The sequence below is a fragment of the Neorhizobium sp. PAMB6716 genome (assembly GCF_058242805.1).
The window spans coordinates 198,543-221,382 of record NZ_JBZAYW010000003.1 but is presented as its reverse complement, the minus strand read 5'-3'; the positions used below and the strand labels follow the sequence as shown (position 1 = coordinate 221,382).

At 61.4% G+C, this 22,840-nt stretch carries 22 protein-coding genes; 11 read left to right on the top strand and 11 right to left on the bottom strand.

Annotation, left to right across the window (positions count from 1 at the left end; all coding sequences use genetic code 11):
- The first annotated feature begins 94 nt into the window (after positions 1–94).
- The 5 genes from AC4CWH_RS26025 to AC4CWH_RS26005 all read left to right on the top strand — a co-directional run bounded on the left by AC4CWH_RS26025 (position 95) and on the right by AC4CWH_RS26005 (position 5,490).
- Complete coding sequence (locus tag AC4CWH_RS26025) at positions 95–1,330, top strand: ABC transporter substrate-binding protein (protein ID WP_491322402.1); 1,236 nt, start codon at positions 95–97, stop codon at positions 1,328–1,330.
- Positions 1,331–1,475: 145 nt separating this feature from the next.
- Positions 1,476–2,378 (top strand): carbohydrate ABC transporter permease, encoded by a 903-nt coding sequence (locus tag AC4CWH_RS26020; RefSeq protein ID WP_491322401.1) that lies wholly within the window; start codon positions 1,476–1,478, stop codon positions 2,376–2,378.
- A complete protein-coding gene (locus AC4CWH_RS26015) occupies positions 2,375–3,202 on the top strand; it encodes a carbohydrate ABC transporter permease (protein ID WP_491322400.1) in 828 nt (275 codons plus the stop codon). The genes AC4CWH_RS26020 and AC4CWH_RS26015 overlap by 4 nt, the downstream gene beginning before the upstream one ends.
- On the top strand, positions 3,199–4,275 hold the full coding sequence (locus AC4CWH_RS26010) for an ABC transporter ATP-binding protein (RefSeq protein ID WP_491322399.1): 1,077 nt from the start codon (positions 3,199–3,201) through the stop codon (positions 4,273–4,275). Before AC4CWH_RS26015 ends, AC4CWH_RS26010 begins: the two co-directional genes overlap by 4 nt.
- A gap of 111 nt (positions 4,276–4,386) precedes the next feature.
- Positions 4,387–5,490, top strand: a complete 1,104-nt coding sequence (locus tag AC4CWH_RS26005; RefSeq protein WP_491322398.1) for an extracellular catalytic domain type 1 short-chain-length polyhydroxyalkanoate depolymerase — start codon at positions 4,387–4,389, stop codon at positions 5,488–5,490.
- A gap of 55 nt (positions 5,491–5,545) precedes the next feature.
- Here the strand turns inward: AC4CWH_RS26005 and AC4CWH_RS26000 are convergent, their stop codons facing one another.
- Together AC4CWH_RS26000 and alr are read right to left on the bottom strand one after the other, a co-directional pair.
- Positions 5,546–6,799 (bottom strand): D-amino acid dehydrogenase, encoded by a 1,254-nt coding sequence (locus AC4CWH_RS26000; RefSeq protein ID WP_491322397.1) that lies wholly within the window; start codon positions 6,797–6,799, stop codon positions 5,546–5,548.
- 33 nt (positions 6,800–6,832) lie between these two features.
- Complete coding sequence (gene alr / locus AC4CWH_RS25995; RefSeq protein ID WP_491322396.1) at positions 6,833–7,951, bottom strand: alanine racemase; 1,119 nt, start codon at positions 7,949–7,951, stop codon at positions 6,833–6,835.
- Positions 7,952–8,081: 130 nt separating this feature from the next.
- On the opposite strand from alr, the gene AC4CWH_RS25990 reads away from it, so the two are divergent.
- Complete coding sequence (locus tag AC4CWH_RS25990) at positions 8,082–8,543, top strand: Lrp/AsnC family transcriptional regulator (RefSeq protein ID WP_491322395.1); 462 nt, start codon at positions 8,082–8,084, stop codon at positions 8,541–8,543.
- Between the two features lie 6 nt (positions 8,544–8,549).
- On the opposite strand, the gene AC4CWH_RS25985 is transcribed toward AC4CWH_RS25990, so the two are convergent.
- The 7 genes from AC4CWH_RS25985 to AC4CWH_RS25955 are packed head-to-tail and all read right to left on the bottom strand — an operon-like array spanning position 8,550 to position 16,082.
- Entirely contained in the window at positions 8,550–9,338 is a 789-nt protein-coding gene (locus tag AC4CWH_RS25985; protein ID WP_491322394.1) for a copper homeostasis protein CutC, read from the bottom strand.
- The gene (locus tag AC4CWH_RS25980) at positions 9,335–10,543 is read right to left on the bottom strand and encodes an MFS transporter (RefSeq protein ID WP_491322393.1); all 1,209 of its coding nucleotides are present in this window, start codon (positions 10,541–10,543) and stop codon (positions 9,335–9,337) included. Before AC4CWH_RS25980 ends, AC4CWH_RS25985 begins: the two co-directional genes overlap by 4 nt.
- Before the next feature lie 48 nt (positions 10,544–10,591).
- Positions 10,592–12,052, bottom strand: a complete 1,461-nt coding sequence (locus AC4CWH_RS25975) for a M81 family metallopeptidase (RefSeq protein WP_491322392.1) — start codon at positions 12,050–12,052, stop codon at positions 10,592–10,594.
- A 21-nt stretch (positions 12,053–12,073) separates the two neighbouring features.
- Positions 12,074–13,993 carry a beta-N-acetylhexosaminidase gene (locus AC4CWH_RS25970; RefSeq protein ID WP_491322391.1) on the bottom strand — a complete coding sequence of 640 codons (1,920 nt, stop codon included), beginning with the start codon at positions 13,991–13,993 and terminating at the stop codon, positions 12,074–12,076.
- A gap of 36 nt (positions 13,994–14,029) precedes the next feature.
- Positions 14,030–14,806: an SDR family oxidoreductase gene (locus tag AC4CWH_RS25965; protein WP_491322390.1), complete on the bottom strand. Its 777-nt coding sequence runs from the start codon at positions 14,804–14,806 to the stop codon at positions 14,030–14,032.
- 4 nt (positions 14,807–14,810) lie between these two features.
- The gene (locus AC4CWH_RS25960; protein ID WP_491322389.1) at positions 14,811–15,674 is read right to left on the bottom strand and encodes a MurR/RpiR family transcriptional regulator; all 864 of its coding nucleotides are present in this window, start codon (positions 15,672–15,674) and stop codon (positions 14,811–14,813) included.
- 21 nt (positions 15,675–15,695) lie between these two features.
- Positions 15,696–16,082, bottom strand: a complete 387-nt coding sequence (locus tag AC4CWH_RS25955; RefSeq protein ID WP_491322388.1) for a RidA family protein — start codon at positions 16,080–16,082, stop codon at positions 15,696–15,698.
- A gap of 111 nt (positions 16,083–16,193) precedes the next feature.
- On the opposite strand from AC4CWH_RS25955, the gene AC4CWH_RS25950 reads away from it, so the two are divergent.
- The 5 genes from AC4CWH_RS25950 to AC4CWH_RS25930 all read left to right on the top strand — a co-directional run bounded on the left by AC4CWH_RS25950 (position 16,194) and on the right by AC4CWH_RS25930 (position 21,009).
- Positions 16,194–16,679, top strand: a complete 486-nt coding sequence (locus tag AC4CWH_RS25950; protein WP_491322387.1) for a hypothetical protein — start codon at positions 16,194–16,196, stop codon at positions 16,677–16,679.
- A 59-nt stretch (positions 16,680–16,738) separates the two neighbouring features.
- Entirely contained in the window at positions 16,739–18,208 is a 1,470-nt protein-coding gene (locus AC4CWH_RS25945; RefSeq protein ID WP_491322386.1) for a M81 family metallopeptidase, read from the top strand.
- A gap of 1 nt (position 18,209) precedes the next feature.
- Positions 18,210–19,316, top strand: coding sequence for a D-TA family PLP-dependent enzyme (locus AC4CWH_RS25940; RefSeq protein WP_491322385.1), 1,107 nt, complete (start codon positions 18,210–18,212; stop codon positions 19,314–19,316).
- A 128-nt stretch (positions 19,317–19,444) separates the two neighbouring features.
- On the top strand, positions 19,445–19,927 hold the full coding sequence (gene greA / locus AC4CWH_RS25935) for a transcription elongation factor GreA (protein WP_491322384.1): 483 nt from the start codon (positions 19,445–19,447) through the stop codon (positions 19,925–19,927).
- Between the two features lie 113 nt (positions 19,928–20,040).
- Positions 20,041–21,009, top strand: coding sequence for an MYG1 family protein (locus AC4CWH_RS25930; RefSeq protein ID WP_491322383.1), 969 nt, complete (start codon positions 20,041–20,043; stop codon positions 21,007–21,009).
- 12 nt (positions 21,010–21,021) lie between these two features.
- Here AC4CWH_RS25930 and AC4CWH_RS25925 read toward each other — a convergent pair whose 3' ends face one another.
- Together AC4CWH_RS25925 and AC4CWH_RS25920 are read right to left on the bottom strand one after the other, a co-directional pair.
- A complete protein-coding gene (locus AC4CWH_RS25925; protein WP_491322382.1) occupies positions 21,022–21,255 on the bottom strand; it encodes a BrnA antitoxin family protein in 234 nt (77 codons plus the stop codon).
- Positions 21,256–21,842: 587 nt separating this feature from the next.
- Positions 21,843–22,814: an alpha/beta fold hydrolase gene (locus AC4CWH_RS25920; RefSeq protein WP_491322381.1), complete on the bottom strand. Its 972-nt coding sequence runs from the start codon at positions 22,812–22,814 to the stop codon at positions 21,843–21,845.
- Between the last annotated feature and the right edge of the window lie 26 nt (positions 22,815–22,840).

The window sequence follows — 22,840 nt, the reverse complement described above, 5'->3', positions numbered from 1 at the left end:
GACCGCCGCAGGGAATTCTGGGACAGACTGCGAGACTGACCACCGGCTTGGAGGAGGCCGGTGGACATGAATGGTTCAACTCTAGGAGGAGAGAATGTCTATTCGAAAGTTTCTGATCGCAGGCGCGCTTGCGCTTGCGTCCACTTCCGCTCTCACGGTTAACGCACAGGCGGCCGATGAGGTGACGATCCGCATCTGGAGCCTCGACAAGCCGGAGCAGCCGGCCTGGAACCTCGCCCGCGAATTCGACGAGAAGGAGCCGGGCATCAAGGTGGAATACCGGCTGATCCAGTTCGATGACGTCGTCAGCGAGGCGATGCGCGCCTTTTCCACCGGCCAGGCGCCTGACATCATCGCGATCGACAACCCCGATCACTCGGTCTTTGCCTCGCGTGGCGCCTTTCTCGATCTCACCGACATGATTGCAAAATCGACTGTGATCAAGAAGGAAAACTACTTTCAGGGCCCGTTGAATTCCGTCACCTGGAAGGACAAGCTCTATGGCGTTCCGAAGGCAACCAACACCATCGCGCTCTACTATAACGCCGACATGTTCAAGGCCAAGGGGCTCGATCCCGACAAGCCGCCGCAGACCTGGGATGAGTTGCTGGCGGCCGCCCGCACGTTGAACGATCCGTCAAAGAACGTCTACGGGCTGGCCTTCTCGGCCAAGGCAAGCGAGGAGGGCACCTTCCAGTTCCTTCCCTGGGTGCAGATGGCCGGCGGCAGCTACAAGACCATCAATTCCGAAGGCGCGGTCAAGGCGCTGACGGCGTGGAAGACCATCATGGACGAAAAACTTGCCTCGCCGGACAGTCTGACGCGCGGGCAGTGGGATTCCACGGGCACCTTCAATTCCGGCAATGCCGCCATGGCGATTTCCGGTCCGTGGGAGCTGAACCGCATGACGCAGGAAGCAAAGTTCGACTGGCGCGCTACCCTTTTGCCGGTGCCGCAACAGGGTGCTGAGCGTTCGTCTGCCATGGGTGATTTCAACTGGGCGATCTTTTCCTCGACCAAGCATCCGGCGGAAGCCTTCAAGGCGCTCGAATATTTCGCCTCGCAGGACGACAAGATGTTTGCCAAATACGGCCAGCTTCCTGCCCGCTCCGACATCACCCTGCCGGCAACGGGTGACGCAAAGAAGGATGCGGCGCTCAAAGTGTTCCAGGAGCAGCTGAAATACGCCAAGGCCCGTGGCCCCCATCCGCAATGGCCAAAGATCTCCAAGGCCATTCAGGATGCCATTCAGGCCGCATTGACCGGCCAGATGTCGCCGAAGGATGCGCTGGATCAGGCGGCAAAGAAGATCAACGCCGTCCTGGGCTGACGCAGTCCATCAAGGATCGGTCCGGATGCGCCCAAAAGGCGCTCCGGCAGGAACCCTCCCGGGCAGGCCGCCCCTTTCTCCCTTCAACTTCTTAAGAAGGGGCGGCCTGAGCCGGACGACGCGAGCGCCGTTGCGGAGACCATTGATGCGCAAGATCATTTCCAGCCTGACGGATGGGCGCGGCTTCGATATCAGCCTCGTTGCCCTGCCGCTCGGCTTTCTTTTCCTCATGTCCGGCCTGCCGCTCCTCTACAACGTGTTGATGAGCTTTCAGGAAGTCGACATGTTTTCGCTCGGCAGTTTCGTGCGTCCCTTCGTCGGCTTCAGCAATTATGTCGCGCTGTTTTCCGAGCCGGAGACCTGGCCGATCTTTGCCAATACCGCCATTTTCGTCACCGCCTCGATTGCCGGGCAATTTGCGCTGGGCTTCGGGCTTGCTTTGTTCTTCTGGGTCAATTTTCCCGGCGCCTCCTGGCTGCGCGGGCTTTTCCTCGTCTCCTGGGTCATGCCGGGGCTGGTTGTGGGCGCGGTATGGAACTGGATGCTGTCGGGTGATTTCGGCGTCATCAATTTCCTGTTGCGGGAAAGCGGCATCATCTCCGGCAACATCTTCTGGCGCTCGGACCCGTCTTATGCGCTCTGGGCGGTCATCCTTGCCAATATCTGGCTTGGCGCGTCCTTCAACATGATCCTGCTTTCGGTCGGGCTCTCCTCCATTCCGGACGATCTGTTCGAGGCTGCCGAACTGGATGGCGCCAACGTCTGGCAGCGCTTCTACACCATCACCCTGCCGATGATGCGCTCCTCCATCGGCGCCATTGTCTCGCTCGGCCTGATCTTCACGCTGCAGCAGTTCGATCTCTTTGCCGCCATCACCTCCGGCGGGCCGAACAATGCCTCCAACGTGGCGCAATACTGGGCCTGGGATCTCTCCTTCCGGCAATATGATTTTGCACGCGGCGCGACGATCTCGGTGATCATGATCGTCTTCGTGATGTTCGCCTCGGTCGTTTATGTGCTCTCCACCAAACAGGAGGTTCGCGGATGAGTGAAACCACCCGCAACCGGCTGATGCTGGCCATCGCGCTGGTCCTTGCCGCCATCTACCTCTTTCCGCTTTACTGGATGTACATCACCACGCTGAAAAGCGGCTCGGCGATGTTTGCAACGCCGCCGAGTTTTTGGCCAGGCGATCCGCAGTGGAGCACCTATGCCTATGTCTGGGAAAGCCGCAATCTGGCGCGCTACATGGGCAATTCGCTCATCATCGCGGTTGGGGCCGTCACCGTCATCACGCTGCTCGGTACCGGATGCGCCTATGTGCTGGCGCGCTATCGTAATGGCTGGGTGGATGTCGGGCTGTTCCTGATCCTGATGCTGCAGGTTCTGCCGGCTTCACTGATGATCACGCCGATCTTTGTCGGTTTCTCGCAGATCGGACTTCTCGATTATCCGCGCCTTGCCGTCATCATCGCCATTGCCGCCAAAGCCATGCCATTCTTCGTGGTGCTGGTGCGCGCCACCTTCATGAGCGTGCCGATGGAACTGGAGGAGGCAGCGCTTGTGGATGGCAATTCGCGGGTCGGTGCCTTCTTCCACATTGTCCTGCCGCTCGCGCGCAACGGCATCCTCGTCTCGGCCATCCTCATCTTCATGCAGGCGTTTGGCGAATTCGTCTATTCGAAGTCGATCATCCAGGCGGTGGAATACCAGCCGGCAAGCGTCGGGCTCAATTCCTTCATGGGCCCGAACACCAACGAGTGGAACAACATCATGGCGTTTGCCACCATCTACGTGACGCCGATCCTTGCCGTCTTCGTTCTCTTGCAACGCCGGATCGTCTCCGGCCTCACGTCTGGAGCCCTCAAATGACCCAGCAGATCGAACTCTCCGGCGTCAACAAATATTACGGCGCCTACCATGCGCTTCGAAACATTGATCTCAGCATCCGCAAGGGCGCGTTCGTGGCCCTGGTTGGCCCGTCCGGCTGCGGCAAGTCGACGCTTTTGCGGTCGCTGGCGGGGCTTGAAAGCATATCGTCCGGCGATCTCATCATTGCCGGCGAGAAGATGAACGGCGTGCCGCCGCGCAAGCGCGATCTTGCCATGGTGTTCCAGTCCTATGCGCTTTATCCGCATATGACGGTGGAGCAGAACCTCACCTATTCGCTGCGCATTCGCGGCGTGAAAAAGGCCGAGGCGAAAAAGGCAGCCGACGAGGTAGCGGCAACCACAGGCCTTTCCAACCTGCTGCACCGTTATCCGCGCGAACTCTCCGGCGGCCAGCGCCAGCGCGTGGCGATGAGCCGGGCGATCATCCGCAACCCGAAGGCCTTCCTGTTCGACGAGCCCTTGTCGAACCTTGATGCGGCGCTGCGCGTCCATATGCGCAAGGAAATCCGCATGCTGCATGACCGGCTGGGCGCCACGTCCGTCTACGTCACACACGATCAGGTGGAGGCGATGACCATGGCAGACCATGTCGTGGTGATGCGCAACGGTCTCATCGAGCAGCAGGGCGCACCGCTCGACCTTTACGACCGCCCGGTCAACCGTTTCGTCGCCGGCTTCATCGGCTCGCCCGCGATGAATTTCGTGCCCGCAAAGGTCGGCGCGGATGGCGAAACGCTGGTGGTCGATCTTGGCGGCCCGCAGACGATCCGCATGGCGCGCCCTCTTCAGCCCGGCCTCGACGTGATCCTTGGTCTTCGCCCGGAACATCTTTTGCCCGCGGAACCCGGCAAGGCGCTGCTGCACCTGCCGGTGGCCTCGGTGGAAAATACCGGCGCGGCCACGCATGTGACGACGGCCACCACGCCGGAACTCACTCTCGTGCTGAACGGCCGGATTCCACTTTCTCCCGCAGACAGCGTTCCGATCACCTTCGATGCGGCGCATCTCCACCTGTTCGACGCGAAAACGGAGATGCGTTTGGTGGGCGCCTGATCATTTTCGATCATGTGCTTCATCTAAATTGTGCAATGCAGCAACAAATCCTGTAGAAGAGCGTTTGGATATTAGGGCCTCGCCATTTCGGTGCGGCGACTAGGACATCAGATGCGCTCTCTTTCGGATACTTTGCAGCGGCTTGAACGCATGCGCGCCCGCACCGGCCAGTTTTCACGCCATCACGACACCCCCGCTTCCGGCAGCGCGCTGGTGGCGTTTTCGGATTTCGGCTCGAACCCCGGTGCGCTCTCCGCAAAGGTGCATGTGCCTGACCTGATGGTGGGCAAGCCGCCGCTCGTCGTGGTTCTGCATGGCTGCACCCAGACGGCGGAGGCCTATGATCAGGGTTCGGGCTGGTCAAAACTTGCCGACGAGCAGGGTTTTATCGTGCTCTTTCCCGAGCAGACGCGGGCCAACAACGGCAATATGTGTTTCAACTGGTTCGCACCGGAAGACAGCCGTCGTGGATCGGGAGAACCTCAATCCATCCACCAGATGATCCAGACGGCCATTTCGCGCTACGATGCGGATCCGGCGAGGGTCTACATCACCGGCCTTTCTGCCGGCGGTGCCATGGCCAACACAATGCTGGCGACCTATCCGGAAGTGTTTGCTGGCGGCGCGATCATGGCGGGACTGCCCTTTGCGACAGCTGCATCTGTGCCGGAAGCCTTTGACCGCATGCGAGGCCACGGTCTGCCAAGCGAGGCGGAATTGCAACGCCGGCTTGAGGATGCCTCCGACCACGAAGGGCGCTGGCCAACGGTTGCCGTCTGGCATGGCACCGCCGACAATACGGTGGCCGACAACAACGCAAAGGCCATCATCGCCCAATGGCGTGGCGTGCATGGCGTCAGCGATGAACCGGCCCAGCAGGATGTCATTTCCGGCCATACCCGCACGGTCTGGAAGGACGCGCGCAACCGCAATGTTCTTCAATCCTACCGGATCGAGGGCATGGGGCACGGGACACCGGTCGATGGCGCCAGCGACACTGAAAAACCGGGATCGTATTTTCTTGATGTCGGCCTATCCTCCACCCGCATGATGGCGCAGATCTGGGGCCTGATGCCCGACAGCATCAAGGCGGAAAAGGGCAGCCGCAAAGCCGCAAAGCCGGAAGAGGCCCATGACAGCCAGCCGCAGCATTCGCCCCACAGCATTCAGGGTATTATCGAAAGTGCCCTGCGCTCTGCCGGCCTGATGCGCTGAGCCCGATGCCGCCTGTCAACGGCGGCATCTGAAGGTCTGTGTCTCAACCGAAACCTCAGGCGGCGTAACGCGACACGGCGAGATCCTTCGTTTCAATATCGGCCGTGCGACCGCTGACGATATCGGCGAGCACCTTGGCCGAACCGCAGCTCATCGTCCAGCCGAGCGTACCATGGCCGGTGTTGAGGAGGAGGTTGCGTACTTTGGTCGCGCCGATCACAGGCGTGCCATCCGGCGTCATCGGGCGAAGGCCCGACCAGAAATCCGCCTTCGTCACATCGCCGCCGGGGAAAAGATCCGTCACGGAATGTTCGAGCGTGCGGCGGCGGGCCAAGCCGAGATCATTGGTATAGCCCGAAATTTCCGCCATGCCGCCGACGCGAATGCGGTCTCCGAGGCGCGTGATGGCAATCTTGTAGGTCTCGTCCATCACGGTGGATTCCGGCGCGCGGCTGGCATCGGTGATCGGGATGGTCAGCGAATAACCTTTCACCGGATAGACCGGCAGGCCGATGCCGTGCGGCTTGACCAGCATCGGCGAATAACTGCCGAGCGCCACGACCACGGCATCGCTCGTCATGCGGCCACGACCCGTGATCACGCTCTTCACCGTGCCGCCGGACACTTCGAGCGCCTTGATATCGACGCCCCATTGGAAGGTAACGCCGAGTTCTTCGGCCTTTTTCGCCAGCGCATTGGTGAACTTGAAGCAGTCACCCGTCTCGTCCTTCGGGGTCAAAAGGCCGCCGACGATCTTTTCGCGCACATGGGCGAGCGCCGGCTCGGCGCGGATGCAGCCGGCGGGATCGAGAACTTCGTAAGGAATACCATCGGCGGCGAGCGCCTTGACGTCTTTGGCCGAGGCTTCCAGCTGTGCTTCGGTTCGAAACAGCTGCAACGTGCCCTGCATGCGCTCGTCATAGGCGATGGCGGTGTCGGCGCGCACTTCGGCAAGCGCCAGCCGGCTATAATCGGCAAGACGCAGCATGCGGCTCTTGTTGAGGGCATACCGCTCCGAGGTGCAGTTGGAGAGCATGCGGAACATCCAGGACAGCATCGCCACATCGAGCTTTGGGCGCAGGATCAGCGGTGCATGCTCCATGAAGATCCATTTGAGCGCCTTCTGGGGAATGCCGGGGGCGGCCCAGGGGGAGCAATATCCAAAGGATACTTCGCCGGCATTGGCAAAGCTGGTTTCCAGCGCCGGCCCGGCCTGTCGGTCGAGGACCGTCACCTCATGACCAGCTTTTGCGAGATAATAAGCCGAGGTGACGCCGATGACGCCGGCTCCGAGAATGGTGATCTTCATGGTCTTTCCCCTTTTTATTCTTGAATTATGCCGTCAGCGATACTGGCGAAAGTAGCGATGGCCGATGCCGGTGAGGATCTCCCAGGAGATAGTGCCGGCGGTTTCCGCCACGTCTTCCAGCGTCTGGTGTTCCCCGATGAATTCGACAAGGCTGCCAAGCGAAAGCGTCCCCGGCTCAAGGTCGCTGATGTCGATGATCGTGCTGTCCATCGAGACGCGCCCGACGATGGGAAGGCGATGGCCGCTAAAATAGAGCGCGCCGCGATTGCTGAGCGTCCGCGGCAACCCGTCCGCATAACCGAGCGCCACGGTTGCCAGCTGCCGTTCGCTGTCGGTTACGTGGGTGGCCGAATAGCCGATGGCGGTGCCTGATGGCACGGTGCGGGTCTGGATGACGCGTGCCTCGATCTTCACCACCGGCTCCATCGGCCGCTCGAGGATATCGGTTGGACGTGCGCCGTAAAGGGCAATGCCGGGACGCACCAGCGCACCGCGAAAACCTTCACCCAGAAAAGCGCCGGCGGAATTGCCGAAACAGACGGGAATGCCGGGAAAGCTGCTGGAAAAGCGGCGCATCATCTCGGCCTGAGCCGCGTTATGTGGATCTTCCGCCTCGTCGGCGCAGGCGAGGTGGCTCATGATATAGAGGATTTCGATGCCGGAAAGCAGCGTCGGATCGGAGGCAAGCGCTTCGGCCTCTTCCGTCGCCATGCCGAGACGCGACATGCCGGTATCAAATTGCAGCAGCGCCTTCAGCGTGCGGCCCAAAAGTTCAGCCGTCGTGCGCCAGCGCACCACCTGCTCCAGCGAATTCAGGACGGGGATGATGTCGCGTGCGGCGCAATCACCTTCGGTGCCCGGCTGCAGGCCGTTCAGCACGTAAAGCGCGGCATCGCGCGGCAGGAGCGGGCGAAGTGTGACGGCTTCGGCATATTGTGCCACGAAGAAATCGCGGCATCCCTCGGCGTACAGTGTCGGGGCGACCGTCTGCGCGCCCAATCCATAGGCATCCGCCTTGACGACGGCGGCGGCCCTTGCCGGGGCGACGGTTGTCGCCACGCGCTGGTAATTGCGCGCAAGGGCCGAGAGATCGATGGTGAGGACGCCGGGCGCGCCGGCCTTTTCCCAGGTGGTGGAATGCGACATGTCCATGGCAACCCCTCGCAAGTGATGGGAAAAAGTGTAGCGGAGAATTTTCGCGTGTTTTGAGCAGATCTTGCGTGAAAAGCGCAATCATGCTCAATTCGAGCACGGAAACCGCAGATTTTCAGGGGAAACGCGCATGGCCGCGACACTCGATGCCATCGACCGCAACATCATCCGCCTGTTGCGGCTGGATGCGCGCATGAGCAGCTCGAAAATGGCCGAGGTTGTCGGGCTCTCGCCGTCCGCCTGCCTGCGTCGCATCAAGCTGATGGAAGAGGCCGGCATCATCCGCGGTTATACGGCGCTGATCGGCTCTGGCGAAGAGGGGAGCACGCTCGCCGTGATGATCAACATCACGCTCGACCGCCAGACCGAGGATTATCTCAACCGCTTCGAGGATGCCGTGCGCAAGCGCCCGGAAATTCGTGAATGTTACCTGATGACCGGCGACTGGGACTATTTTTTGCGCGTCGAGGTGGAAAGCCCGAGAGAATTCGAGGCGATCCACACCGATATCCTGTCAAAACTTCCAGGCGTCACGCGCATCCATTCAAGCTTTTCGATCCGCAATGCTTTGGCGCGCGGCAAGCGGGCGTAAAGGGCGTCAGCCGGCGGCGCGTGCGCCCGGCCGCCGCTCGGCTGCGGCGTGAAACAGCATCGCCCTCAGTTCGCGCACGATTGCGGCATCGGTGCGCAGCATCTCGCGGGACGCAAAGCTCAGTTCGACCAGCTGGCTGTCGCCTTCGATGAAGCGGGCCGAGCAGGAGGCGTGCAGTTCGCTGATCGTCATGCGCTCGAGCAGCGGGCCCGCTGTCTGCGGGCGGACGCCAGCACCAGGCATGATGGTGATGCGATTGCCGGCCTGTTCGACGAGGGCTGCCAGCGTTTCGATGCCCTCAAGCGCCGTCTGTTTGCCGCCTGACGTGAGGATGCGCGAGAACCCGAGCTTGACCGCCTCTTCCAGCGCATGCGGCTTGTCGGGGGTGAGGTCGAAGGCGCGGTGCAGCGTGAGGTCCAGCCCTTCGGCATGACGGCAGAGGTCTTCAAGGGCTTTTGTGTCGAGCCGGCCATCGGAAAGGCTGGCGCCCAGAACGACACCGGAGAGGCCGGCGGCGCGGGCGGCATCGATATCGGCCTTCATCACGGACATTTCGGCAGCGGAGAAGGTGAAACTTCCGGCGCGCGGGCGGATCATCACGGAAACGGCGATATCCTGGCGGCCGGCGAGATCCATGAAGCCGCGCGAGGGCGTGAGTCCGCCGACGGACAGCGCCGAACACAATTCGATGCGGCCGGCGCCGCCTTCGATGGCGGCGAAAAGCCCGTCGGTATTGTCGACGCAGATTTCAAGGATCGGCTGCACGGTGCCCGGCACTCCTGTTTCAACGCTCATGCCACCCGTTTCCGGCCGCCATCGAGAACGATCAGCAGCACCACGCCGGCGGCCCCGACCGCAGCGCTTAAGACGGATGTGGCACCATATTCACCGATTCGGGTGCCGATGGCGAATACCGCAGCACTGAGGCCCGCGCTCAGGAACATGTTGACGGCGATCAGCGAGCTGCCAAGGCCGGGCCGATCGGCAATCAGGTCCTGCAGATAGGTGATCGGCAGGCTGATGATGGCCGCTGCCGCGATGCCGCTGAGAATGGTCTGGGCATAGACATGCCAGGTGGCGCTGGAAAGCCCCTGCAGCACCATGTAGACGGTGTAGAGACTTGCTCCGAGCGCAAGGGCGGTCACGGCGCGCATGTAGCGTTCGGCTTTTCCCCAAACGATGATGAAGATGATTTCGAGAAAGGCGACGATGCCGACGATGATGCCGAGATCGGCCACCGTTCCGCCGGCCTTGCCGGTGACGATCAGCGGGCGCACGGTGTCGCTGACATAGAGCATCGAACAGATCAGCGAGATGGCAAGGACACGCAGGAGGACACGCGGTGCCATGACCTCGCCAAGCGAGGCGAACACCTTGTAGCGGTCTTCATGATGGCGTTCGGCAGGTTTTTGCGTGCGCGGCAGGAAACCGACAGCGAGCACGAAACAGACGATGGCGGAGGCCGTGGCAACCAGATAGGCCGGCAGCATGGTCGGCGCCTTGATCAGCATCAGGCCGACAAGCCCCGGCATCAACACCCAGGAGAGCGAGATCGTTGCCCGCATGGTGGAGTTGACGGCAATCAGCGCCGAGGGCGTGAGGCCTGCCGAACTTGCCCGCACATTGGCAAAGATCAGCGAGTTCAACGCTCCGAATACCGGCAGCAACATGAGTTTTGAGACAACGAAGGCGGGGGCGCTCGCAAAGACATAGACAATGCCGAAACCGGCGATGCCAAACAGCGTCACATAAATGATCGAGGTGCGGTAGTCGCCGAGCCTGTCGGAAAAGATGCCCATCATGACGCTGGCCGTGACGTTGATCACGGCCGCCGCCAGCATCAGCAGGGCATACCCGCTATCGCTCAACCCCAGTTCCTGGATGCCGATGATCGACTGATAGGGGGAAACCGCGGCCCCCGTCGTGCCGAAGAAGAAAATGGCAAGTGCGCTCACGCGCAATGACGGGTTTTTGAAGGTTGCCCGAAGGGCCGCGCTCACGCGGCACCCATACGGACAAAAGCGGATGGAGGCATGATCGGGTAAGCCTTACGGTTTTTCAGGTGGCTTTCCGGCAAACCGTGCCGAAAGCCGCGGAGTAGGGGAATAGTCAAAATCCTTGACGAAGGGATAGCTCGGCATGGTGCGGCGGGTGTTGCGGATGCGTTCGATATCCTGATTGATCACGCCATCGGTCAGCGCCATCAGGTTGGGGTTGGCAATCGGCGCAAGTTCCGGCGACAGATAGCCGGATTTGACCACCAGCAGCCGCACAGCCTGCGGATCGATGCCATGGCGGGCGAAATCGGCCAGATTGTGGTAAGGCCGGCGCTTGGCGGCGAGGATCAGCGTGATGCCGCCGATGGTAACCACCGCCTGCCGCTCGCTTTCGACGCCCGTGTCATCCAACCGAACGACCGTGACCTGCGTTTCGACCGAGGGACTTGCCGGATCGAGCGAGCCGCCGATCTTCAAGGTGAGGACCGAGCCAACGCCTGCGGCAAAGCAGGCCTCGACGGCCGGACGGTCGGTGATGCCGCCGATGACGGCACCGTCAAAATTCCGCTCGATCAGCGCCTTCAGCACGTCGGCGCGATCACCCACGCCGCCGCCGGTCGGGTTGTCGCCGGAATCGGCAAGGATCACCGGACGCGTCTGCGTCTTTTCGACAATCTCCAGCATGTCTTCGAGAGGACCGGTGACGGGGCCGAACTGGAAATCTGTCCGGGCATCCCAATAGCTCTTTGCAATCTCTGCTGCCACGCGCTGCGCTTCGGCCGCATCGGTTGCCGTCACCACGGCACAGGCCGTGCCGCGGGGCTCGTCGGCCCAGACATAACCGACCATGAGATTTGCGTCCCAGATGCCGGGGCGGGCATCGTGTTCGGGCAGTTTCAGGTAGAGGCTTTTCGCCGGTTCGTCTTCCGTCGAGGTGCGCTCGCCGGGGAGCAGAACCGGAACCGGCGCCCAGACGACGCCGGGTTTTTCGCCTGTTCTCAGCGTTTTTGCCAGCATCGACCAGGCGCGAACCATGGTTTCGCGCACATCGATATGCGGGGCAGTGCGATAACCGGCAAAGATGTCCAGCTGGTCGATGATCTTCTGGGTGACATTGCCGTGCAGGTCATAACTGGCCGCAACCGGGATATCGGGACCCACAACGGCGCGGGCGGCTGAAATCCAATCGCCTTCCGCGTCGTCCATGCCCTCGACATTCATCGCGCCATGCATGGCAAGATAAAGCCCGTCGAGCGGCAGGCTTTGCTTGAGGAGGTCGAGAAATTCCGCCTTGAATGCCTCATAGGTGTGGCGGGCAACGGGGCCGCCCGGCACGGCCCGAGCATGCAGCAGCGGCAGATGCTGGATGTCGTCGGCCTTCAGGAAGCTGAAATAGTCGGCGCCCAGAAGCTCATCCCCGCGCAACACGCGAAAATCCTCCGGCTGCATCAGGACGGGCGAGGAGGTGGAGCATTCGGTGTGAATGCCGCCAAAGGCAATGCGATAGGTCATCGAAACAATCCTTGCGTCAATTTAAAGCTTCGGCACCAGCGGTGCGATGGCGGCAAAACGCAGCCAGTCCTTCTTGTCCTTCGGTGTCCAGGCGGCTTCCGCGATGGCGCCGAGGCGGGGGAAGACCATATGGTTGAAGTAATCCCGGTTGAGGAAATGCTCCGACCAGATGCAGGCCTGCACGCCGCGCATGCGCGGCTTCAGCTCGTCTGGAAACTCGCCGACGGCCTCGTAGGTATAGGTATGGTGCGGCGGCACGGTGCCGGCCCAGCTGGCGCCCGGTTCCTGCCATTCTGTTGCCTGCACCATGTCGAGGTAATAGGCCTGTCCCGGCGTCATCACCACGTCATAGCCCTGTTTTGCAAGCTCGATGCCGACCTCCGGCTTCTGCCAGGCCATGAGCAGCGTGCCGGCGGGATCGACGCCGCCGCCATGGGACACTTCGTCCCAGCCGGCAAGCTTGCGGCCGCGCTCGGCAAGCATGCTCTGGACGCGCTTCATGAAATGGCTCTGCAGGCCGAATGTGCCCTCGATGCCTTCCTTTTCCATCAGCTTTTTCGCAAGCGGCGAGGCCATCCATGTGTTGGCCGCCACTTCGTCGCCGCCGATATGCAGAAGCTTTGACGGGAAAAGCTCCACCATCTCGTCAAACACCTTGCCGAGGAAGACGTAGGTTTCCTCGATGGCCGGGTTCAGCGCATTGTTCGGAAAACCCTGAACGGAGCGATAGCTGTCGGGTGCTTCCTGTCCGTCGATAAGGTGCGGAAGGGCGGTGAGCGTTGCCGTGCTGTGGCCGGGAATATCGATTTCCGGCACGACTTCCACATGAAGCGTGCCCGCATGGGCAACGATCGCCTTCACATCGTCCTGCGTATAAAAACCGCCAACCGGTTCGGCGCCATTGCCAAGCTGCGGCAGCATCGGCTCGTCCGGCCCGCGCAGCACGCCAAGCGTCGTCAGCGTCGGATAGGCCTTGATCTCCAGGCGCCAGGCCTCGTCATCGGTGAGGTGCCAATGGAAAATGTTGAGCCGCAGCCAGGCCATGATGTCGATGAGGCGGGTGACGTCGGCCACCGGATAGAACTGCCTGGAGACATCCAGATGGCAACCGCGCCAGCCATAACGCGGCGCATCCTTGATATGGCCCGATGCCGGAAACGAAAACTTTTTGGGCTCCAGCCGCGCGCCGTGCAGAAGCTGCGCCAGTGCGGTCAGGCCATAGGCACGCCCGGCCGCATCGCCATAGGTCAGCGTGATGTCGGAGCCGAAGTCGAGATTATAGGCTTCCTTGCCCAGCGATGTGTCGGACGCAAATTTTAGTGCCTTGCCTTCATGTACGGCACCCAGCGCAAACGGCGCGTGGGCGACCGAAAACAGCCGGCGATAGAGCCCACCGATCGCCTGCATCGCCTTCAAATCCTCAAGGCTGGTGCCTTCTGCCGGATAGAGCGCAACGGGATAGGTTTCAGCCGCCTCAAGGCGAGCATCGGCGGGGAAGGGGAGGAGCGCGAAGGGTTCCTTCGCCTCTCCGTCAGGCAGAAGTCTTGGTGCTGGTTCGCTGTGACGGCCCGACAGCATCAGGTCATCCACGGCCACATCCACATGGGCGCCATCGGCAAGCGTCAGATAGGCGGATTTTGCGCCATCCGTGCGGTGGCGGGCAGGGCGCCAGAGGCCCTTGACGGAAAACTGCCAGGAAGCACCCGGTTGCAGCACAAAGCCATCCGGCGGCGAAAACTGATGGAAATTGGCGTTGCGCCGGAGGAAGCGGGCATTTTCGCAGGCCGGATTATCCTTGACGCGGGTGAGGGAGGTATAGGCGAGCGTAAAGCCGGAAATCGGAGCATCCGAGAGGTTGACGAGGGTGAAGACAAAACCGCCGCTCTCGTCGCCTTCGATCGGCGCCCAGCTGTTTTCAAGACGAAATTTGGCATTGGCCATGATGGTTCCCCTTATGGCTTATGGTGATCGAACGGGTCAGTAATTGTCTGACTGCGAAAAGGTGCGGGCGAGTTCCGCCTGGCCGGCGGTCAGGCCGCAATCAACGGGAAGGCAGACGCCGGTAATGGCGGATGCCTGGTCGCTGGCGAGAAAATGAACGGCATTGGCGACGTCTTCGGCACTGGCGATGCGGCGCAGCGCATACCATCGCTTGGCTTCCTCAAACACCTGCGGGTTGGCGGCAGCGCGTGCCTCCCAGGCCTGCGTGCGTACCGTGCCGGGTGCCACCGCATTGGCGCGAATGCCGAACTTTCCGTATTCGACGGCGACCAGCTTGGTAAAATGGATAAGGCCGGCTTTTGCCGCGCTATAGGCGGGGTGGCCGAACACCGCCATGCCGTTGACCGAGGCGATATTGATGAGCGAGCCTTGCGAAGCCTTCAACCCGTCTTCCAGCGCGCGAAATGTCAGGAACGCAGCCTCAAGATTGAGCGCGCTGTCCTTTCGCCAGATATCGCCATCCGTATCATGCAGGGAAACAGCGCGCGCGGCACCGGCATTGTTGACGAGCGTGGTGGCAAGACCGAGGTCTTTGACCTTCGCTGCCATCTGGCGCACGCTCTCCTCGTTCGTCACATCGCAGGTGATGCCGATGAAACGCGGTGCGCCGCCAAGCTCCGCCACGGCGGCCGCCAGCGCTTGCGTATCGATATCGACCAGCGCCACCACGTCGTGGCTGCCCGAAAGGCGTTTGGCAATGGCCCGGCCGATATCGCCTGCGGCCCCGGTGACGACGGCAACGGATGCGGGCATGGGGCTAGTCTCCGAGGATCTGCCGGTCGTCACCGTCGCGGTGTTCGACCAGTTGCTGCTTGATATGGCGAAGGGTGGGGGTGGACCGCTTGCGGTTGCGATAGGCAACGAGACTTGCGATCACATCGACCATGGCGAGAAAGGCAAAACGGGTGGAGGTTGGGCGAAAGATGTTGTCGCCTTCCGGCAGGTCGATGCCAACAACCAGTTCGGCCGCGTCCGCAACCGGGCTGCGGCTTTGGGTGAGCGCGATGGTGCCGATGCCATTGTCGCGCGCCAGTGTAAAACACCGCACGAGTTCCTGGTTTCGGCCGGAAAAGGACGAGCCGATGATCACATCCTGCGGCTGGGCGGCGGCCGTCATCATCAGCTGCATATTATGGTCGTTGCTGGCGGTCACGCGCGAGCCCAGCCGAAACAGGCGGTTCTGAAATTCGGTCGCGATCATCGAGGAATTGCCGCCGGAGCCGAAGGCATAGATCATGCCGGCATTGGACAGGCGCTCCGCCGCCTTGTCGAGCACGGCCGGGTCAAGCGCACGATGCACGCCGAACAATGCGTTCTGCGCCTTGGTGATCACATCCGAGGCCACGTCCGCCGGTTCGGTGCTCTTGGCTGCCGGGTTCAGATAACGCACGCCGACAAAGGCGGTTTTTGCGAGCCTCACCTTGAAATCGGAAAAGCTCTGGCAGCCGAGACGCCGGCAGAAGCGCGTGACCGTTGGCGGCGAGACTTCGGCGCGTTCGGCAAGTTCGATGATCGAGGCGTTGACCGCAAAATCGAAGTGATCGAGCAGGATATCGGCGATACGCTGTTCGGAGGGCGAAAACTGCTCGCGGTCTTCCTGTATCGTCTCGAAAATATCCATGCGACCTCCCCAGATCCGAATTCAGCTTTTCGGCTTGTAGGCTATGCAGTCGATCTCGACCTTGCAATCGACCATCATGGAGGCCTGTACGCAGGCACGCGCCGGAGGATGCTCGCCGAAATATCCCTGGTAGATCTTGTTGAAACTCCAGAAATCGCGGGGATCATCGATCCACACGCCGCAACGCACCACATGCTCGACGCCGTAACCCGCTTCGTGCAGAATGGCGATGAGGTTCTGGATGGCCTTGTGGCTCTGCTCGACAATGCCGCCCGAGATGATCTCGCCATCCTGCATGGCCACCTGGCCGGACACGTGCAGCCAGCCATCGGCTTCCACGGCGCGCGCAAAGGGCAATCTCTGGCCGCCGGCACCGGCTTTTTCCGCACCATAACGGGTGATCGTCATGAAGACCTCATGCAAATTATTTTCTTCAATTGTTGACACTGGACCATAATGGACGGATTTTGACCAGAGTTTTTCGCAGATCATGAAAAGAATTTAGACAAGAGGTCTATAGTGCGCGATCCCTTCCAGAATCCGTTCCCATCCAGCGACACTGCCCGCCACGCCATCTGGGAGATGCTGGTGCCGCGCGATATCGATGCCTTCCTGGCCGCCGACTGGTCCATGGTGGCGCACGATTTTGTCGAGGAGGGTTTTATCGGCATTTCCGGGAACAAGGATGCCAACCCCGACAACTGGCGTCTGGCGTTTCCGAACCTTGCCGCCTATCGCGACGAATGGTTGAAACAGGCCGCCGACTTTGCCGCCCAATCCTATGGCGAAGATCCGCGTGTCGCCATCTTCACCACCACCACGCTCGAGGAAATCGAGATTTCCGGCGAGACCGCACTGGTGCGCAAGAAGTTCGACGGCGGTATCCACAAGGCGGACGGCACGCTCGACGTGATGCGCTGGCAGACGCTTTATTACTGCCGCCTGCATGAGGGGCGCTGGAAGATTTCCGGCTTTACCGGTTATCTGCCCAACCCGATGGGCTGACGGTTCATCGTCGAGTTATCCCTTCGGTCCCTGTTCCCGCCAATGAGAAAGCCGAGCCATTGCGCATCTTCACCGCCGCTCTTGCCACGGAAACCAATACCTTTTCCCCGATCTGCGTTGACCGGCGGGCGTTTGAGGAATCGCTTTATGCGCCTCCGGGTGAGCATCCGGACACGCCGACGCTCTGCACCGCGCCGATTACCGTTGGGCGAAAGGTCTGCGCGCAAAAGGGCTGGACGCTGATCGAGGGAACGGCGGCCTGGGCCGATCCGGCTGGCCTTCTCAACCGGCAGGCCTATGAGAGCCTGCGCGACGAAATTCTTGGCCAATTGCAGGCGGCGATGCCGGTCGATGCGGTGGTGCTTGGCCTCCATGGCGCGATGGTGGCGGATGGTTATCTCGATTGCGAAGGCGATTTTCTGTCCCGCGTCCGCGCGCTTGTCGGTCCCGATATCCTCGTCTGCGCCGAGTTGGATCCCCACAGCCATCTCACGGAAAAGCGCGTGGCGGCAGCCGATTTCTTCGTGGTCTTCAAGGAATTTCCGCACACCGATTTCGTCGATCGCGCCGAAGATCTCTGGCGGATTGCGGTCGATACGTTGGAGGGCCGGGTAAAGCCCGTCATGTCGGTGTTCGACTGCCGGATGATTGACGTCTTCCCGACGTCGCGCGAGCCGATGCGGGCCTTTGTCGACAAGATGAAGCAGATCGAGGCTGACGACGCCGACGTCCTGTCGCTCTCTGTGATTCACGGCTTCATGGCCGGCGACGTGCCGGAAATGGGCACGAAAACCATCTCGATCACCGATGGAAAACCGGAAAAGGGCGCGCACCTTGCCCGCACGCTGGGGCTTGAGCTGTTTTCCAAACGCGGCACCTTCATGATGCCCTCGATGGATGAAAAACAGGCGGTGACGCAGGCGCTGGCAATCGAAAAAGGCCCTGTTGTCATTGCCGACATGTGGGACAATCCCGGCGGCGGCACGGCTGGCGATGCGACCGTGCTGCTCGGTGAGCTTCTGGTACGCAGCGTCACCAATGTCGCCGTCGGCATGATCTGGGACCCGATTGCCGTGCAGATCTGCATGGCAGCCGGAGAGGGGGCGGAAATTCCGCTGCGTTTCGGGGCGAAATCGGCGCCCGGCACGGGCAAACCCATCGACGGACTGGTGAAGGTGGTGAAACTGGTGCGCAATGCCGAAATGCGCTTCGGCGACAGTATCGCCCCGTTTGGCGATGCCGCCCATATTCATCTCGATGGCATCGACGTTATCTTAAGCTCGGTGCGTGTCCAGAGCTATGATCCGTCGCTCTATACGGCGCTTGGTATCGATCCGACACAGAAACAGCTGCTGGTGATCAAATCCACCAACCATTTTTACGCAGCCTTCTCGCGCATCGCCACCGAGATCCTTTACTGCTCGGCCGGATCGCCCTATCCCAACAACCCGGCGACCAACCCCTACCGGCGGGCGCGCCGCGATATCTGGCCGATCATGGCCGACCCGCATGGCACGGAGGCCGCCTGACATGGACAGCACCTTTCCGCTCGAACTTCCGCGCCCCAAGCCCGGCGATGTGCTGTCGTCTCTCTCCACGCCGCTGCCGGTCATCGATGAGGACAGGCTTGCCGCCAATATCTTGCGCGTGCAGTCCTACATGGACAGCCATGCGCTGAAATTTCGCCCGCATATCAAGACGCACAAGATCCCGGCGATTGCGCGCCAGCAGGTCGAGGCTGGCGCAACCGGCATCAACTGCCAGAAGATCACCGAGGCGGAAATCTTTGCCGAGGCGGGCTTTGAGGATATCCTCATCACCTTCAACATTCTGGGCCCTGAAAAGCTGTCCCGGCTGGCGGCCCTCAACGAAAAGATCTCCGGCCTGAAGGTCGTCGCAGACAGCATCGTGACGGTGACAGGCCTTTCGGCCTATTTCACCGACCGCAAGCCGCTGACCGTTCTTGTCGAATGCGATACGGGCGCCGGCCGCTGCGGCGTGCAGACGCCCGATGAGGCGGCCGCCCTTGCCCGCGGCATCCGGGCAGCCAAGGGGCTGCGTTTCGGCGGCCTGATGACCTATCCAAAGGCCAATGGTGAAGAGGCGGTCGAGTATTTTTTCATCGCCACCATGGCCTATCTGGCGGTCGACGGTATCGATTGCGCCATCCGCTCCAATGGCGGCACGCCGAGCCTGTTTTCCGCCCATCTGGTGCCCTCCGCCACGGAACACCGCGCCGGCACCTATGTCTATAACGACCGCTCGATGGTGCGATCAGGCCATTGCACGCTGGATGACTGCGCCATGCATGTGCTGGCAACCGTCGTGTCGCGCCCGACGCCGGATCGCGCCGTGCTCGACGCCGGCTCCAAGGCGCTGACGTCGGATCTGCTCGGCTTTTCCGACTATGGCCTCATCGTCGACTACCCGGAGGCGGTGATCACAGGCCTTTCGGAGGAACATGGCGTGGTGGATCTGTCGCGCGTCGAAGGCATACGACCGGAGATCGGCGAAAAGGTGCGCATCGTGCCGAACCACACCTGCGTCATCTCCAACCTCTTCGATACCATGACCTTCCATCGCAACGGCGTGGTGACGCGCGTGGAAGAGGTCGCTGCCCGCGGCCTGGTGTGGTAGCGGCCCGCTTCGCGTTTCAAGGGTAAATCCGTGCATCTTTGCCGCTCACACTCTATATGAGCGGGATCGGCCTCGTGGTCGCGGCCCAAGTCGCTGCGTCTGCGGCCTTGTGGAACGGGAGTTGAAGTGTGAGTGTTGCCTTCGTCAAGGAAGAGAGTGCGGAAACAGCGGCCGAAACGCAGCTGCCGGACCGCGTGGTCTCGACCCACTTGAACCTTGTGACGTTGAGCGGGTTGCAGGCGCTGGAGCGCCAGTTGCAGGAGGCGCGCTCCGCCCATGATGCGGCAAGCCTGATCGAGGACGTCAACGAGCGGCGGCGCCAGATGGCGGGCCCGGCGCGCGATCTGCGCTATCTTGCTGAGCGGGTCCACACCGCGCAGGTCATGCCGGATCCTGCCTCTTGCGATACGGTTGCCTTTGGCAGCACCGTCAGCTTCCGGCGCGACGACGGTCGCGCCCAGACCTATCGTATCGTCGGCGAAGACGAGGCCGATCCGAAGGCGGGATCGATGTCTTATGTCTCGCCGGTCGCAAGGCTGCTTCTCGGCAAGCAGGTGGGCGATGTGGCGATGCTGGGCGAGCAGGAACTGGAAATTATCCGCATCATCTGATCCGGGATGCTGTTGGCCCTGCAAAATGGCGCAGACGGGTTGAGATCACCGCCAACAATGGCTATCGGGTCGCGTCCATCCTATTTGTGTTGCAAACCAAAGGTCCAAGCGGCATGCGCCCTGAATTTCTTGTCACCCATTCCGGTGGCTTCCATGCCGACGAACTGCTGTCGAGCGTCATCCTCACAAGGCTTTTTCCCGATGCACGCCTGGTGCGCAGCCGTGCGCCTGAGTGGATCACTCCCGCAGATGACCGCATCATCTACGATGTCGGCGGCGCCTATGATGCCGGTGCCGGCATTTTCGACCATCACCAGCGCGGTGCGCCGCTGCGCGAGGATGGCAAGCCTTACAGTTCCTTCGGACTGATCTGGAAGCATTTTGGCCGCGACTATCTCGTCGCCTGCGGCATTGCCGACCAGAACCTGGACACGGTGCATGCGTCCTTCGACAAGAGTTTCGTGCTGCCGGTCGATCTTCTGGACAATGGCGCGATTGACCCGTCGACGGCCGGTCCGCTTGCCGGCCTCACCTTGCCGGTTCTTCTGGAAACCCTGAAGCCGGTGTTCGACGACAAGGACCCGCAGGCGGAAGACCGCGCCTTTCAGGGGGCGCTTGCCATTGCACGCAGTTTCGTCGAGGCGGCCATCGGGCGCCAGGCCGCAAAGCTTCGGGCCGAGGCCATCGTGCAGGTCGCCATCGAACAGGCGGGGCAGGGCCACATCCTGGAACTGCCGGCCGGCATGCCGTTTCGCCCGGCTGTGGTGAAGGCCGGCGCCGATCATCTGCTGTTCGTGGTGCATCCGCGCGACAAGGACTGGTGCGTGACCGGCATCCGTCGCGCCGACGAGGGCTTTGAACTGCGCGCCGACCTTCCTGCCGCCTGGGCGGGGCTGACCGGAAGTGATCTGGAAGCCGCCTGCGGCGTGACGGGCGCAAGCTTTTGCCACAACGCCCGCTTCATCGCGGCGGCGAAGACACGCGAGGCGGCCCTTGCCATGGCCGGCCTTGCGGTGACGGAGGCTTTGTCCACGGCCGTTTCGAAAGGTATGGTCCCAGAAGAGGTCGGCGCTGCAGGCTGACGCGGTCCGGCGTCAGCTTTGGCCGATCATGGCGGCTCTCAGGGCATCATTGATGCGATCCTGCCAACCGGGTCCGCCGTCCTGATAAAAAGCAATGATGTCGCTGTCGATCTTCAGCGACACCAATTCCTTGGCGTTCGGTACGCGCGGCCGCTCGACAGCCGGCGCCACCGGCTTCTTCACCGGCTTGAACAAGGCTTCTGCGGCATCCTTCGGATTAACCGGTCGGCGGGGCGGGCTTGCCATGGTGCGTTTTCCTTGCTCTGCATCGGACAGTTTTCACCGCCGTTATAGCAGTTGAGGCCTGTCGTCATGCGAAAGAATTTGTCTGTCCCACGGCAAAAGTCTCCAGATCAGACAGTGGCGACCCGGCTAGGGGGCCTTGCCGTGTCCAGTCAGGCCGGAAGATGTTCGACATGGCGCTCAGTGATGCGACCACAAGAGACCACGCGGCGGGCGAAAGCATGGTCGAGGCAAAAAGCCGCGGAGTGAGTGGACGATCGAACCGTCTCAAGGCCAAGCCGAAGATGTGCCATCTCATTGATGGAAACGTTTGCCGCCAAGAGGTGATGCAGGGGTCGGCGATTGGCAAGGGTGATCTGCGTAGAACATCGAGACATGCCAAAAACTCTAAAATGAAGCCATTGAAATTGCTGGCATGTCGCACTTGGAAATAGAATGTACCCCCGCTATACAGGTTTGCGGCGTAATATGTATTATGGAATAAAATGACGCAGTAGTCTTCTGCTGTCTCTAAGGCCGATTGTACCCTTTCGCCGGTGTGGCGGCCGTTAGGGGCCGCCACATTCGAGCTTGGGTCGAGGAAATGCAACTCAGCCCTTGATGAAGGCCAGCAGGTCCGGGTTGATCACATCGGCATGGGTGGTCAGCATGCCGTGCGGGAAACCCTTGTAGATTTTCAGGCTGCTGTTCTTGAGCAGTTTTGCTTGGACTTCCGCAGCGTCCTTGTACGGCACGACCTGATCGTCATCGCCCTGGGTGACCAGCGTGGGCACGGTGATCGCCTTCAGGTCTTCGGTCTGGTCGGTTTCGGAGAAGGCCTTGATACCTTCGTAATGCGCCTTGGCGCTGCCCATCATTCCCTGGCGCCACCAATTGTCGATCACCCCTTGCGAGATCTTGGCGCCTTCGCGGTTGAAGCCGTAGAACGGGCCGGCGGCGACGTCGATGTAGAACTGCGCGCGGTTCGCGGCCAGTGCTGCGCGGAAACCATCAAACACCTCGATCGGTGTGCCCTCAGGATTGGCAGACGTCTTGACCATCAGCGGCGGGACGGCACTGACCAGCACCGCCTTGGCAACACGGCCCTGCGGCTGGCCATGCCTTGCGACATAACGGGCGACTTCGCCACCACCGGTGGAATGGCCGATATGCACGGCATTGCGAAGGTCGAGATGTTCGAAGACGGCGGCTGCATCGGCAGCGTAGTGGTCCATGTCGTGACCGTCGCTCACCTGGGCCGAGCGGCCGTGACCACGGCGGTCATGGGCGACAACACGAAAACCCTGGCTGACGAAGAACAGCATCTGGGCGTCCCAGTCGTCGGACGACAGCGGCCAGCCGTGGTGGAAGACGATCGGCTGGGCATCCTTCGGACCCCAATCCTTGTAGAAGATTTCAACGCCGTCCTTGGTGGTCACGAAATTATGGGTCATCGGTTCAATTCCTTCTGGGTGGGAAAAAATCTTGCTTTCGGAAGCCAGGGCCGGCATGGCCAGGGCCAGGGAAATGGTGGTGCCGGTCAGCAGGACCTGCCGGCGGGAAAGAGGAAGCTGGTTGATCATCGGTCGCTCCGATAGGTTTCGACGCG

What these genes read in the sequence shown, in the direction of transcription:
- AC4CWH_RS26025 (WP_491322402.1), top strand. Translation starts at nt 95, where the DNA reads ATGTCTATTCGAAAGTTTCTGATCGCAGGCGCGCTTGCGCTTGCGTCC.
- AC4CWH_RS26020 (WP_491322401.1), top strand. Translation starts at nt 1,476, where the DNA reads ATGCGCAAGATCATTTCCAGCCTGACGGATGGGCGCGGCTTCGATATC.
- AC4CWH_RS26015 (WP_491322400.1), top strand. Translation starts at nt 2,375, where the DNA reads ATGAGTGAAACCACCCGCAACCGGCTGATGCTGGCCATCGCGCTGGTC.
- AC4CWH_RS26010 (WP_491322399.1), top strand. Translation starts at nt 3,199, where the DNA reads ATGACCCAGCAGATCGAACTCTCCGGCGTCAACAAATATTACGGCGCC.
- AC4CWH_RS26005 (WP_491322398.1), top strand. Translation starts at nt 4,387, where the DNA reads ATGCGCTCTCTTTCGGATACTTTGCAGCGGCTTGAACGCATGCGCGCC.
- AC4CWH_RS26000 (WP_491322397.1), bottom strand. Translation starts at nt 6,799, where the DNA reads ATGAAGATCACCATTCTCGGAGCCGGCGTCATCGGCGTCACCTCGGCT.
- alr (WP_491322396.1), bottom strand. Translation starts at nt 7,951, where the DNA reads ATGGACATGTCGCATTCCACCACCTGGGAAAAGGCCGGCGCGCCCGGC.
- AC4CWH_RS25990 (WP_491322395.1), top strand. Translation starts at nt 8,082, where the DNA reads ATGGCCGCGACACTCGATGCCATCGACCGCAACATCATCCGCCTGTTG.
- AC4CWH_RS25985 (WP_491322394.1), bottom strand. Translation starts at nt 9,338, where the DNA reads ATGAGCGTTGAAACAGGAGTGCCGGGCACCGTGCAGCCGATCCTTGAA.
- AC4CWH_RS25975 (WP_491322392.1), bottom strand. Translation starts at nt 12,052, where the DNA reads ATGACCTATCGCATTGCCTTTGGCGGCATTCACACCGAATGCTCCACC.
- AC4CWH_RS25970 (WP_491322391.1), bottom strand. Translation starts at nt 13,993, where the DNA reads ATGGCCAATGCCAAATTTCGTCTTGAAAACAGCTGGGCGCCGATCGAA.
- AC4CWH_RS25965 (WP_491322390.1), bottom strand. Translation starts at nt 14,806, where the DNA reads ATGCCCGCATCCGTTGCCGTCGTCACCGGGGCCGCAGGCGATATCGGC.
- AC4CWH_RS25960 (WP_491322389.1), bottom strand. Translation starts at nt 15,674, where the DNA reads ATGGATATTTTCGAGACGATACAGGAAGACCGCGAGCAGTTTTCGCCC.
- AC4CWH_RS25955 (WP_491322388.1), bottom strand. Translation starts at nt 16,082, where the DNA reads ATGACGATCACCCGTTATGGTGCGGAAAAAGCCGGTGCCGGCGGCCAG.
- AC4CWH_RS25940 (WP_491322385.1), top strand. Translation starts at nt 18,210, where the DNA reads ATGGACAGCACCTTTCCGCTCGAACTTCCGCGCCCCAAGCCCGGCGAT.
- AC4CWH_RS25930 (WP_491322383.1), top strand. Translation starts at nt 20,041, where the DNA reads ATGCGCCCTGAATTTCTTGTCACCCATTCCGGTGGCTTCCATGCCGAC.
- AC4CWH_RS25925 (WP_491322382.1), bottom strand. Translation starts at nt 21,255, where the DNA reads ATGGCAAGCCCGCCCCGCCGACCGGTTAATCCGAAGGATGCCGCAGAA.
- AC4CWH_RS25920 (WP_491322381.1), bottom strand. Translation starts at nt 22,814, where the DNA reads ATGATCAACCAGCTTCCTCTTTCCCGCCGGCAGGTCCTGCTGACCGGC.